We start from the raw sequence: 13,516 nt of genomic DNA on the forward strand, positions 1-13,516 counted from the left end.
AAGGGCGTACTATAACATCTTGTTTACTATAAAAAATGACACCTGTAATTCGTAGGGGAAAAGGTGTGTAAAGGAGCATAGAAATTGGATTACTTAAAAAGGTTGTTAGTAGGGAAGCCGTTGAAGTCGGCGGAAAACGACGAGCATAAATTAACAAGGTTTGCTGCGTTAGCACTACTATCTTCCGATGCGTTGTCATCGATTGCGTACGGAACAGAACAAATCGTTGTGGTATTAGTGGCGTTGTCTGCTGCTGCGATCTGGTATTCATTGCCAATTGCTGCATTTGTTATTATTTTATTGATTTCATTAACTCTTTCTTATCGGCAGATCATTCACGCATATCCACACGGGGGTGGGGCTTACGTTGTTAGTAGTGAGAACCTCGGTAAAAATGCTGGACTGATTTCGGGCGGGTCTTTATTGATCGATTATATGCTGACTGTTGCGGTTTCCGTCTCAGCCGGTGCAGAGGCGATTACTTCTGCTATACCAGCTCTATATGGGCATCAAGTAGCGATTTCAGTGACTATCGTCCTCTTGTTGATGATGTTGAACTTACGTGGACTGAGAGAGTCAGCTTCGTTTTTACTATTCCCAGTCTATACATTTATTCTCGTCATCTCCTTATTGATTGTCGTTGGTTTGTTTAATATTGTGACTGGGGCAGTACCATTACAAGCAACAGCATTGCCTGGTGCAGTTGTCCCTGGGGTTTCCGTCGCATTGATCTTACGGGCTTTTTCTTCTGGTTCTTCTTCATTGACTGGTGTAGAGGCAATCAGTAATGCAGTACCGTTCTTCAAAAAGCCACGGGCGAAAAACGCAGCGATGACCTTGACGATGATGGCATTGATCTTAGGATTCTTTTTTGTAGGGATCACGTTTATCAACTATTGGTATGGAATCGTTCCTGAAAAAGAAGTAACTGTTCTTTCCCAAATCGGACAAGCTGTTTTTGGACATGGGATCTTGTATTATATCTTGCAATTTGCGACAGCTTTGATTTTGGCAGTGGCAGCAAATACAGGGTTTTCTGCCTTTCCAGTATTAGCCTATAACTTAGCAAAAGATAAATTCATGCCTCATATGTACCAAGATCGTGGTGATCGTTTAGGGTACTCAAATGGGATCATCACGCTTGCATTAGGGTCGATTGTGCTATTGTTTATTTTCAATGGCTCTACTGAACGATTGATTCCATTGTATTCCATTGGTGTATTTATCCCCTTTGCATTATCGCAAACAGGAATGGTCATCAAATGGAAAAAAGAAGGCAAAAAGTGGTGGACGAAATCAATTGCGAATATTACGGGTGCATTTATCTCTTATGCCATCATTGCAATTTTATTTGTTTACCGCTTAGGGGATATTTGGCCGTTCTTCATCATCATGCCAATCGTCATGTTCGTCTTCTATAAAATTCATGATCATTATAAAAAAGTAGCAGAACAACTTCGATTAGAAGACGAAGTAAACTTACACGAGTATGAAGGAAATACGGTTTTGGTACTTGTAGGGAACGTTACGCGGGTAAATACCGGAGCGTTGAATTATGCGCGTTCGATTGGTGATTATGTTGTTGCTATGCACGTTTCATTAGATGAGGATATCGAAAAGGAAAAAGAGATCCAAGCAGAATTTAAAAAGCATTTTCCAGATGTTCGTCTTTCAATCGTCCATTCTTCTTATCGGTCGATTCAAAATCCGATTTTGCGTTATGTGGACATAGTCAGCAAGAATGCTGCAAAACAAAATTATACGACGACCGTATTGATTCCACAGTTTGTACCAAATCGCAGATGGCAGAATATCTTGCATAATCAGACGAGTCTGAGATTGCGTTTACGTCTTTCTTGGCGTGAAAATATCGTCGTAAGTACGTATAGTTATCATTTGAAAAAATAATTACATGATAGCGAGTAACAATTTTTGACCTTAGAACAGCACTTTGGTGTTCTAAGGTTTTTTTATAGTTACATGAAATTGGGTTGGGTATTCAATTTTACGAAAAATGTATTCACGTTGTATTTATATTATGATGATAATAGATAGAATGGAGGGCGAAGATTATGAAGACTAGGAAACAAGGTAATGCGATTGTTTTAACTGTACCTACTAAATTTGGCATAGAAGAAAATGTTGAGTATAGTGCTGTTAAGGGAGAAGACGATACAATCACGTTTATAAAAAAGAAAAAAATATTTTTGATGAAGCATTTGAAAATGATGAAACAATTGATGCAAGTGCTGGTTTTCCTGAGGATTCACTGGTAGGAAAGGAAATTATTTAATGGCATATACTATTAATGGCTATACGCCTAAACAAGGCGATTTTGTGATTATTAATTTCAATCCCAGTATAGGTAGAGAGATTAAAAAAAGAAGACCTGCAATTGTTGTCAGTGCGAACCATTATAATGCAGTAACAGGAATGTGTGCGGTTTGTCCAATTACTGATACGAAATATAAAAACCATATTGCATTAGATAAGAGGCATAAACTACAAGGATATATCAATCCTTTTTAAATCAAAACATTTGATTTTATGGAAAAGCAGAGAAATATACGCTTCGTAGAGAAAGCCACTCTGGCTGAATTAGGTGAAGTGGCGCAAATCATTGATATGGTGTTTGATTTTTCGTCATTATTGTCAGAGTGAGTAGCAACTCATTTATTTATAGTTTATGTAGAACTGTACATACCAGAAGATTCAGTCAATGACTATCTATCTGAATTTCAAATAAAAAAACACCACCAAATCAAGAATTTATTTCTTGAACTGGTGGTGTTTTCAACTATTTAAAAATAGAAATCCATTGGGTTCAATATGGATTCTCTATGTTCGTCATCTTGAATGCTTTGCCGCAGGGTCTAAACGGCGTTCGATGATCCCTAAGACCCAGTCGGTGATGATTGCCATGAAGGCTGTTGGCAAGGCTCCGGCTAAGATGATCGACGTACCATCTGTGGCATTTGTCCCACGAATGATGATGTCTCCTAGTCCGCCAGCTCCGACGAAGGCACCGATGGCTGTGATCCCGATGGCAACGACTAAAGCATTTCTAATGCCTGCCATAATGACTGACACAGATAGCGGTAGTTCTACCATAAAGAGACGTTGGCTGGCTGTCATCCCCATCCCTTTACCGACATCAAGGATATTTTTGTCGACTTGGATCATCCCAGTGTACGTGTTCTTGATGATCGGCAATAGCGAATACAAGAACACCGTGACGATCACGACATTGACCCCTAAACCTAAACCAATCATCAAAATCGAAACCATCGCTAAAGAAGGAATCGTTTGGATGATATTTGTAAAACGGATCACCCAATTGGCTAACTTACGTTTTCGTGAAATGAGAATACCAACGGGGATACCGACGATTGCTGCAAAAAGTACGCCATAGATCGAAATGAGAAAGTGACGTAGGAACTGTGAAAAGACATACGTACCATTCTCTTGAAAATAATAAATAAATTGTTCAAGCCAATTCATGTTTTCCATCATCGTCACTCCCCTCCAAAGTATTGGTTTTCTTTTAAAAAGCGTTCTGCGACGACAGAAGGCTCAACCAAATTATTGTCTGCTTCATAGTTCAATTGTTGCATTTTTTCAGTGCTGATCGTATTACTTAATTTTGTTAATGCTTCTGCTAAACCCGGCGTATCTTTTAATAGTTGATTATCTACAACCGGTGCAGCGTCATAAGGTGGGAAAAAACTCAAGTCATCTTCTAGCATGACTAGATCATAACTAGCAATACGTCCGTCTGTCGAATAACCTAAAACGATATCCATTCTCCCAGCTTCTACAGCGTCATAGACTAGACCGATCTGCATAGGCAAGATGGAATCAAATGAAAAGCCATATGTTTCTTTGAAGCCGTCATAGCCATCTCCTTTACGATTGATCCAGGAAGTATCCACTCCAGCGACAAGTTCATCGGCGACATTTTTCAAGTCACTGACTTTCTTTAAATTGTATTTTTCCGCAGTATCTTTGCGAACAAGAAAAACGTAGGTGTTCTCGAACCCATAAGAAGGAAACCAGGTTTGATCATACCTTTTTTCAAATTCACGTTTTACGATATCAAATGCTTTTTCAGGATCTTTCTCAGGCGGTAAATTAAGGGTAGTAGTCAAATCCGTCCCTGTATAGCGAGCGGCAGAAATAGACGCGTCGCCGTTCATCATTGCTTGATGATTGATCGTCGTCGTTGCTAAGTTATTGATGATCGTCGTATTTTTTTCCGTATAGTGTTCAACCATCCCAGCAACGATACTGGCAATGATCTGAGCTTCAGAAGTGATCCCACCGGTGATAGAAATCGTATCTTCATCAGTATTACTTGCCAATCCTGGGAAGGAGCAACTTGCAAGTAATAAGACGGTCAATACGAGAACGACACTATTTCTGATTCGTTTCATTCGTCATTCTCCTCCCTCAATGCGATCGGAGTTAACCGATTCTCCAATAGTCCTAATAAGAAATCTGCAAGCAATGCTAAGATCGTTACAGGGATCGTTCCAGCGAAAATCAAATCGGGTTGATAATTATTCAAACCGCTAAAAATCAAATCGCCTAGCCCGCCTGCGCCGATGTAAGAGGCGAGGGTTGCCCATGCAATCACATAGACTGCTGCTAACCGGATACCTGCCATGATCGTCGGCATAGCGATCGGCAATTCGACAGAAAAAATCGATTGGATATTTGTCATTCCCATGCCTTTTGCGACATCGCGGTAATTCCAATCCACATTTTTCATCCCAATATAGGTATTTCTTAAAATAGGTAAAAGGGAATAGATAAATAGGGCAATGATTGCAGGCAATTTACCGACACCGAATAAAGGAATCATAAGTGCTAATAGGGCAAGAGAAGGGACTGTTTGTAACGCACTGGTCAGTCCAATAACAATCGTTGCGACTTTAGGAAAACGCGTCAAAAGAACACCTAAAGGAACAGCAACGGCAATCCCGATGACCAATGCAATTGCTGAAATATAGAGATGTTCGAGACTTTTTGAGAGGATCTCAGCGCCATGTTGTTGAAAAAATTCGGCCATTGGTTAAACCTCCTTTGTTTCAGATGGCGTACCAATTGCATCAGTAAGCGATGGTTCTTCGCCCCAGATCACGTCATAGACGATGTCGACAAGAGAGGCTCGAGTTAAAATACCAACGACTTTATTTTGTTCATCAACTACTGGCACATATTTTAAACCACGTTTTAAGATTCGTTGTAAGGTATCACGTAAATAAGCAGATTGTTTTACATAAAAAACATCCTTGTTCAAGATATCGCCAACACTCGAGACTTTTCCACGTTTCTTATCGATTGTTTCAACATCGATAAATCCTTTTAAGGTATTTGAATTATCCGTCACTAAAAGCGTATCGACGCGTTTTTCACGCATCAATTTGATGGCTTCTTGCAATGATTTTTCTGGCGTGATCGTGATGGCTTGGTTCAGCATGACTTCGCCTACTTTTGTGGTATCTGGTTTGGCTTGAAGTAAGCGATCTTCACCGATCAATTCTTCGACAAATTCATTGGCAGGGTGGCGTAAAATATTTTGTGGCGTATCAAATTGAATGACTCTACCTTCACTCATGATCGCGATACGACTGGATAATTTGATTGCTTCATCCATATCATGTGTCACGAAGACGATGGTTTTTCCTAGACGTTCTTGCAGATCCTTGACTAAATCTTGTAAGGAATCTCTTGTGATAGGGTCTAATGCTCCAAAAGGTTCATCCATCAAAATGATGTCTTGATTCGCCGCTAACGCGCGAACGACACCGATACGCTGCTGTTGACCACCAGATAATTCATGTGGGTAACGATCAAGCATTTCACGAGGAAGTTCCACCAGGTCGATCATTTTATCTGCTGTTTTGTTCCGTTCTTCTTGGCTGACCTTCAATAATTTTTGGACAAGAGTGATATTTTCCCGGATCGTCATGTGAGGCATCAAACCGATACTTTGAATCACATAGCCGATTTGTCGTCGGAGTTCAACGGGATTGATTTCTTGGATCGACTTTCCATCAATCAAAATCTGACCTTCTGTCGGGTCCGTCATGCGGTTAAGCATTCGCATCGTAGTGGTTTTTCCGCTACCACTTGTACCGATAAAACAGATGAATTCGCCTTTTTCAAAAGAAATATTGACGTTCTCGACCGCGACTTTTCCACCTTTATAAATTTTTGATACATTCTGAAATTCGATCATCATTGCACCTCTTCTTTTCTTTTCCATAAAGAATGTTCTTATAATAGTATGCCTAAAATAACTAAGGAATACAAATTTGATGATTTATTTACTATACAAATAACTAGACTAGTAGGCGTTTTTTGAAATTATAAATAAAATATAGCTGAAAAGATAACGCAACCAATCATAAATGAATGGAAGGATAAGATTTTTGCTTTTTGGCATTGTCGGCATAAAATGGTAAAATAAAAGGGCCAAACAGAGAAAGTGAGTGACGATATGTTAACAACAGAAGATTTCGATTTTGAGTTACCCGAAGAACTGATTGCCCAAACACCATTAAAAGACCGGGATCATTCCCGATTACTTGTAGTTGACCGTAAGACAGGTGGGATGATGGATAAACATTTCCATGAAATCATTGAGGAATTAAATCCTGGTGATGCGTTAGTGATGAATAATACACGCGTATTGCCTGCGCGCTTATACGGTGAAAAAGTAGAGACGGGTGCCCACTTAGAAGTATTGCTTTTGACCAATACAGAAGGTGACACGTGGGAGACACTGATCAAACCAGCCAAACGTGCCAAAGTAGGGACAGAGATCATTTTTGGTGACGGCCGTTTAAAAGCAGTTGTGAAAGAAGAGCTGGATCATGGTGGACGAATCATTGAGTTTGCCTATGAGGGGATTTTCTTAGAGAATCTAGAAGCGCTTGGCGAAATGCCGTTACCGCCTTATATCAAAGAACGTTTAGAAGATCCAGATCGCTATCAAACTGTCTATGCAGAAGAGAATGGCTCAGCAGCTGCACCAACTGCTGGCTTACATTTCACGACAGAATTATTAGATGAAATCAAAGCAAAAGGCGTGGAGCTTGTGTATTTGACACTGCATGTCGGTCTAGGAACCTTCCGTCCAGTGAGTGTCGATAAAATCGAAGAGCATGAAATGCACAGTGAATTTTATCGTTTGACCGAAGAAGCTGCTACTCGTTTGAATCAAGTTCGCCAAAATGGCGGGAAAATCGTGGCAGTAGGAACGACTTCAATCCGCACATTAGAAACGATTGGTACGAAATTTGATGGGGAGATCAAAGCAGATAGTGGTTGGACTGATATCTTTATTACGCCAGGGTATGAGTTCAAAGTAGTTGAAGCTTTTTCTACGAATTTCCATTTGCCAAAATCCACTTTAGTGATGCTAGTCAGTGCGTTTGCTGGTAGAGAATTAACATTATCAGCTTATCAACATGCCATCGATGAACGTTACCGTTTCTTCAGTTTTGGAGATGCGATGTTTGTAAAGTAACTTTTTAAGATAAAAAAGACCCCGACTCTCGATTAGTCGGGGCTTTTGTGCTTCGGAAGGAAACAAATAAATAGAATTAGTGTAACTTTCCATAGAACATGCAAAGTACGGTGTTGAATTTCTTCTTGATAAACAAAAAATCTTGTTTTCTTTACATCTTCAACAGTTGAATCATCTCTTGTTCCTATTCAATTTTCAGATGTTCATGTTATTTAATTGTTACGTATCCCACTACTTCTTTTTTTGAACGATTTTCGTTTCAAACAATCATACGCATTCGCTATTTATAATGGTTACTTCACATGCTCGTTAAGGTGAAACTTGTACTTCTAACAACTTTGTTTGCTTATACTACTCTATCGAGAAATTCTTCTATCTATTTGTCTTTTCCTCCTTCCTTATGGTTAAATCATACCACGTTTTGGTAGCGTTTGCAATTGATATGTATTGATTATTTTAAAATATTTCTCTTCATATGTATATGCGATATAGTTGAATTAATTAAAAAAATGATGTTATACTAAAATAGTGCGTTATACATAACGTATGATTTTTAAAGGAGGTATAGGATGGATAGTTACAAAAAAACAATAGAAGAAATAGCAGAAGAAACAAAAGTAGATATAGATCAAGGCTTGTCGATGACTGAAGCAAAAGAAAGAAGTCAAAAACAAGGCAAAAATCAATTCGAAGAAGCCCCCAAAGAATCACTCTTCAAAAAATTTATACGAAGTCTTTCAGATTTCACCACGATTGTTTTGTTAGTTGCCGCAGTCATTTCATTTTACACCGCATTTGCAACTGAACATGGAGACCTGTTCGAAGGACTCTTGATCATTGCGATTGTTATCATCAATTCAGTTCTAGCGATTGTTCAAGAAGGAAATGCAGAAAAAGCATTAGAATCCCTACAAGATATGAATAAACAAACCGCTACGGTCCTCAGAGATGGTAAAGTAGAAAAAGTAGATGCTGAGAATCTAGTTGTCGGGGATGTGCTGGTATTAGAAGCAGGATCAGCGATTGCTGCGGATGCTCGCTTAGTTGAAACATCACAATTACGTGTAGAAGAATCAGCTCTAACCGGTGAAAGTGAGGCTGTCGAAAAAGACGCAGGTTACATAAGTCAAGAAGATGACTCTCTCGGTGACCAATTGAACATGGTCTTTAAAGGTTGTACCGTTGCTGCTGGTCGTGGGAAAGCGATCGTCACAGCGATTGGTATGCAGACCGAAATGGGAAAAATCGCCGGATTATTAAATGACCATACAATGCAGAAAACACCACTACAAGTCCGTTTGAATCAATTAGGGAAGCGAATCAGTGTGATTGCATTAGCAGCTGCTGCCTTAGTCTTTTTGATTGGTGAACTTCAAGGGGAACCGTTACTTGAAATGTTCATGACTTCGATTTCCTTAGCTGTTGCCGCAGTACCAGAAACATTAACTGTTATCGTTACATTGACACTTGCTTATGGTGTACAGAAAATGGCGAAAAAACATGCGATTATTCGTCAGCTGCCAGCTGTTGAAACGCTCGGTACTGCGAATGTCATCTGTTCGGATAAAACCGGTACACTGACACAAAACCGGATGCGCGTACGTCGTGTGTGGAGTAAAGAAGATGAGGTAACAGATGTCGAAGATTCAATGACAAATAGCGCGATGGAAATTTTAAAAATGGCTGCATTATGTACAGATGTGACGGTTGAAAAAGAGGACGATGAATTGATCGTCAAAGGTAATCCAACGGAAGCAGCAATTGTACGTGCAGTTGAGGAAAACTATCATACAAAAGAAGAATTAGAAGAAAAATACCCAAGGGTTGACGAACTTCCATTCGACTCTGATCGAAAAATGATGACGACTGTCCATAAAATGGGTGATAAATATATCTCTATCACTAAAGGCGCATTTGATGTCTTAGCACCAAAATTTACGTCTGGAGACGTTGAACAAGCAGAAGTGGTCAACGACCGTTTTGGGAAACGTGCCTTACGTGTAATTGCAGTAGGTTATCGAACGTATGACGAAAAACCACAAGAAATCACTTCAGAAGCTTTAGAAAAAGATCTACGTTTGATTGGCTTGATCGGTATGATCGATCCGCCGCGTCCTGAAAGTAAAGGTGCTATCAAGCGTGCGAAAAAAGCTGGTATCAAAACAGTGATGATCACTGGGGATCATGTCGTCACTGCCAGTGCGATTGCCAAAGAATTGGGAATTTTGACCAATAGTAACGAAGCTCTTTCAGGTGCGGAACTCCGTGCGTTATCTGATGAAGAGTTGGATGATCGAGTAAAAGATTTATCCGTTTATGCTCGCGTAACCCCAGAAGATAAAATCCGAATCGTCAAATCATGGCAACGAACAGGTGCTGTGGTCGCAATGACAGGTGATGGTGTGAACGATGCGCCAGCATTGAAAGCGAGTGACGTTGGATGTGCGATGGGGATCACCGGTACAGATGTAGCGCAAAGTGCCGCTGACATGATTTTGACCGATGACAACTTCGCTACGATCGTAGATGCAGTTAGCCAAGGACGTTCCGTTTATCAAAATATTCGAAAAGCGATCAACTTCTTATTAAGCTGTAATATCTCTGAGATTTTTATCGTATTGATTGCGATGTTAGTTGGTTGGGGGGCACCATTTACAGCCGTTCAACTGTTGTTCGTAAACGTTGTTGCTGATGGACTACCTGGTTTCGCTCTAGGAAGAGAACCAGCAGAGGAAGGGATCATGAATGAAGCACCAATTCCTAAAAATGAAGGAATTTTCGCTCGTGGTCTAATGAAGAAAATTGCCATCAATGCAGGAATATTTACGGTAGTCACTTTATTTGGTTACTACTTAGGAAGCTTCGTCGATACGATCAGCCCTTGGGTTGATGCTAGTCAAGAAGTTGGCCAAACCGTTGCATTTCTAGTATTGGCTTACTCTTCGATCATTCATGTCTTTAATGTTCGTAGTAGTCAATCGATTTTCAAAGTGAACTTAGCAACGAATAAATCGTTAGTGGAAATGGCGATTCTTTCCCTTCTTATCACGTCAGCAGTCGCTTTATTACCATTCACGCAAGAATTATTTGGGTTAGTTCATATTAGTTTGAATCATTGGTTCTTAGTAGGAATCTTGTCGCTCATACCGATTGGGGTCAATGAATTGATCAAGTTCCACCAATTGCCAGATGAGGAAGAGACAGTAGAAGCACCAGAATCTGAAATGTAAAAAAATAAACACCAAAAAAGGATTGGAGATTTTCCAATCCTTTTTATTATGGTGAAAAAGCTGATTAAACTTGTTTTGGTAATTGTTCGTAAAAAGCAGCTTTAGTTGCAGTGATGTATGGATTCAACCATAGATAACCGATACCGACTGTGGCAATTGCTAAGATGTGCCATCCGATAAACGATAAGTCTAACCAGAATAATTTTCCTTTGTAGCCATCCATCAATTTACGGCTTGCTGTAATCGTATCAAGGATTTTTGGTTTTTCACCTGTTTCTGTTACGACATCATAGTAAATGAAATAACTTTGAGAATAGGCATACCCTTTGATGATCCCAGGAATGACTAAAAGCAATGCCCATAACGTAGTGAAAATTGTTGTCACTAGTGCTAACAATAGAACGCCACCGAAGAATACGCCTGAAAAACCTCGGAAAGCATCTTTGAATGGTTCGATCGTTGTTCGTTTCCCACGGATAATGTCTAAATAGGTCCAAGAAATCCCACTCATGAATAATGCACTGATGATCGTAGAAACGATCCCTCCACCTGAACTACTGCTACTTGAGCCATTCACCATTTCTTGTATTGAACTACTGTCTTGCATCGATGCAATCAGTAAAGCGGTAGGCAAAGCTAAAATAAGAATAATAGCAATTGTGATCAATGTTGGAATCAGATTCAACAAAATTGCTTGCCCCCAGCGTCCCTTTAAGCTATCCTTTGCTTGTTTTTTTAGTTCCCCAGAAGATACCATACACTTCACTCCTTTTTTTGATACCCTTAGTATATCAAAGAAGGGCCGAATTAGCTCAGGGATTACTCTTTCATTATTGAAAGGTTCGCAAAAAAAGCAGGTTAAAAAGAACTATAAAAAAAGAGAAGCTCTTGCAAAAAGTAGTTGAAAAGATTATGATGGTGGGAGTTGCAAACGCGATTCTATAAAAGAAAGTAGGGAATTGAATGACAGAACCTGCCATTCGTTATCGTTTAATAAAAAAAGAAAAACATACAGGCGCCCGCCTTGGTGAATTGATTACTCCCCATGGAACTTTTCCAACGCCGATGTTTATGCCTGTGGGTACACTAGCTACCGTTAAAACTATGTCGCCGGAAGAACTAAAAGAAATGGGTGCAGGCGTGATTTTGAGTAATACCTATCATTTATGGCTTCGTCCTGGAGAAGATTTGGTCGAAGAAGCAGGTGGCTTGCATAAATTTATGAATTGGGACCAGCCGATTTTAACTGATTCTGGTGGATTTCAAGTCTTCTCATTAAGTGATATGCGTAACATCGTTGAAGAAGGTGTGCATTTCAAAAACCACTTGAACGGCTCAAAAATGTTCTTGTCTCCTGAAAAAGCCATCAACATCCAAAATAAATTAGGTTCTGATATCATGATGAGTTTTGATGAATGTCCTCCATTTGATGAGAGCTATGATTATGTGAAAAAATCAGTTGAACGAACTTCTCGTTGGGCAGAACGTGGATTGAAAGCTCATGCGAATCCAGATCGTCAAGGATTATTTGGTATCATCCAAGGAGCTGGTTTTGAAGATTTACGTAAACAAAGTGCGAAAGACTTAATCAGTATGGATTTCCCTGGGTATTCCATCGGAGGTTTATCTGTCGGTGAACCAAAAGCTGAGATGAACCGTGTCTTAGAATTTACGACGCCATTGATCCCAGATCATAAGCCACGTTATTTGATGGGGGTAGGAGCTGCGGATTCATTGATTGATGGCGTGATTCGTGGAGTCGATATGTTCGACTGTGTTCTACCAACCCGAATCGCTCGTAACGGAACATGTATGACATCGCAAGGACGATTAGTCGTAAAAAATGCGCAATATGCCCGGGACTTCCGTCCAATCGATGAAAAATGTGATTGCTATACTTGTAAAAATTATACGAGAGCATATATTCGTCACTTGATCAAATGTGATGAAACATTTGGCATCCGTTTAACGTCTTATCACAATCTATACTTCTTATTAAACTTGATGAAACAAGTTCGACAAGCGATTATGGATGATAACTTATTAGAGTTTCGTGCAGCCTTTTTCGAAGAGTATGGGTTCAATAAAGAAAACGCAAAAAGTTTCTAGCAGGATTTGTGAAATTTAGTTAAAAAACTAGTTTCTAGCGCCTTTTTCTGCTAAAGTGTTTAGTGTAGATATTTAGTTAGTGAGGTGAAAAAAATGGGTTCATTACCAATGTTAGTGATGTTCGTTGCCCTATTAGGGATGTGGTTCTTTATGTCACGTACACAAAAGAAACAACAACAAGAACGTCAAAACTTGCTTGATAGTATGAAAGCTGGCGATGAAGTAGTCACGATCGGTGGACTTCATGGCGTAGTCTCAGAAATCGACGAGACAAATCGTACAGTTGTTTTAGACTGCGAAGGGATCTTTTTAGAATACGATCGAGCAGCCATCAAAACGGTAAAACCAGGTACAGGCGCGATGACAAGCACACCAATCGCACCAGTAGAAGAACCGACAGAACCAGAAGTAATTGAAACTGTTGAAGTTCCAGAAACACCTGAAGAGAAAAAAGAAGAAAAAGAATTATAGACACCGGTTGTTTGCCACGCGTGGGCTAAATGTATACGGAGTTCGATCATTCTTTATCAAAAAGACTGTCGTCATTCCTATCTCGTATAGAGATAAGAAGGCGATCAGTCTTTTTTGTGTGACTTTGCTAAATAAATCACATCTGCCATTATGGAGCGGTCACTCGATA

At 39.7% G+C, this 13,516-nt stretch carries 11 protein-coding genes and 1 pseudogene; 7 read left to right on the forward strand and 5 right to left on the reverse strand.

The genetic code is table 11. The features are described from left to right. Positions 1 to 84 precede the first annotated feature (84 nt). The 3 genes and pseudogenes from IGK01_RS01050 (at position 85) to IGK01_RS01060 (ending at position 2,529) form a co-directional block, all read left to right on the forward strand. Positions 85 to 1,908 carry an APC family permease gene (locus IGK01_RS01050; RefSeq protein ID WP_010736602.1) on the forward strand — a complete coding sequence of 608 codons (1,824 nt, stop codon included), beginning with the start codon at positions 85 to 87 and terminating at the stop codon, positions 1,906 to 1,908. A 164-nt stretch (positions 1,909 to 2,072) separates the two neighbouring features. Next, positions 2,073 to 2,293 (forward strand): annotated as a pseudogene (gene mazE / locus IGK01_RS01055) (type II toxin-antitoxin system PemI/MazE family antitoxin). Continuing rightward, positions 2,293 to 2,529 carry a type II toxin-antitoxin system PemK/MazF family toxin gene (locus IGK01_RS01060; RefSeq protein ID WP_010736600.1) on the forward strand — a complete coding sequence of 79 codons (237 nt, stop codon included), beginning with the start codon at positions 2,293 to 2,295 and terminating at the stop codon, positions 2,527 to 2,529. The pseudogene mazE and the gene IGK01_RS01060 overlap by 1 nt, the downstream one beginning before the upstream one ends. A 318-nt stretch (positions 2,530 to 2,847) precedes the next feature. Here the strand turns inward: IGK01_RS01060 and IGK01_RS01065 are convergent, their stop codons facing one another. The 4 genes from IGK01_RS01065 to IGK01_RS01080 are packed head-to-tail and all read right to left on the reverse strand — an operon-like array spanning position 2,848 to position 6,244. Further along, complete coding sequence (locus tag IGK01_RS01065) at positions 2,848 to 3,510, reverse strand: ABC transporter permease (protein ID WP_062806264.1); 663 nt, start codon at positions 3,508 to 3,510, stop codon at positions 2,848 to 2,850. Positions 3,511 to 3,515: 5 nt separating this feature from the next. Beyond that, complete coding sequence (locus tag IGK01_RS01070; protein ID WP_023518952.1) at positions 3,516 to 4,433, reverse strand: osmoprotectant ABC transporter substrate-binding protein; 918 nt, start codon at positions 4,431 to 4,433, stop codon at positions 3,516 to 3,518. After that, the gene (locus IGK01_RS01075) at positions 4,430 to 5,071 is read right to left on the reverse strand and encodes an ABC transporter permease (RefSeq protein WP_010736596.1); all 642 of its coding nucleotides are present in this window, start codon (positions 5,069 to 5,071) and stop codon (positions 4,430 to 4,432) included. Before IGK01_RS01075 ends, IGK01_RS01070 begins: the two co-directional genes overlap by 4 nt. A gap of 3 nt (positions 5,072 to 5,074) precedes the next feature. Continuing rightward, a complete protein-coding gene (locus tag IGK01_RS01080; RefSeq protein WP_023518953.1) occupies positions 5,075 to 6,244 on the reverse strand; it encodes a betaine/proline/choline family ABC transporter ATP-binding protein in 1,170 nt (389 codons plus the stop codon). A 261-nt stretch (positions 6,245 to 6,505) separates the two neighbouring features. On the opposite strand from IGK01_RS01080, the gene queA reads away from it, so the two are divergent. Continuing rightward, a complete protein-coding gene (gene queA, locus IGK01_RS01085) occupies positions 6,506 to 7,537 on the forward strand; it encodes a tRNA preQ1(34) S-adenosylmethionine ribosyltransferase-isomerase QueA (RefSeq protein ID WP_023518954.1) in 1,032 nt (343 codons plus the stop codon). Positions 7,538 to 8,106: 569 nt separating this feature from the next. Next, complete coding sequence (locus IGK01_RS01090) at positions 8,107 to 10,767, forward strand: calcium-translocating P-type ATPase, PMCA-type (RefSeq protein WP_010736593.1); 2,661 nt, start codon at positions 8,107 to 8,109, stop codon at positions 10,765 to 10,767. Between the two features lie 64 nt (positions 10,768 to 10,831). Here the strand turns inward: IGK01_RS01090 and IGK01_RS01095 are convergent, their stop codons facing one another. Further along, on the reverse strand, positions 10,832 to 11,524 hold the full coding sequence (locus IGK01_RS01095; RefSeq protein ID WP_023518956.1) for a DUF975 family protein: 693 nt from the start codon (positions 11,522 to 11,524) through the stop codon (positions 10,832 to 10,834). 206 nt (positions 11,525 to 11,730) lie between these two features. Here IGK01_RS01095 and tgt point away from each other — a divergent pair, with 206 nt between their 5' ends. Continuing rightward, positions 11,731 to 12,876: a tRNA guanosine(34) transglycosylase Tgt gene (gene tgt, locus IGK01_RS01100; protein ID WP_010736591.1), complete on the forward strand. Its 1,146-nt coding sequence runs from the start codon at positions 11,731 to 11,733 to the stop codon at positions 12,874 to 12,876. A gap of 93 nt (positions 12,877 to 12,969) precedes the next feature. Further along, complete coding sequence (gene yajC / locus IGK01_RS01105) at positions 12,970 to 13,347, forward strand: preprotein translocase subunit YajC (protein ID WP_010736590.1); 378 nt, start codon at positions 12,970 to 12,972, stop codon at positions 13,345 to 13,347. Positions 13,348 to 13,516 lie beyond the last annotated feature (169 nt).

The organism is Enterococcus sp. AZ080 (assembly GCF_051714945.1).
GTDB classification, from domain to species: Bacteria; Bacillota; Bacilli; order Lactobacillales; family Enterococcaceae; genus Enterococcus_B; species Enterococcus_B pernyi.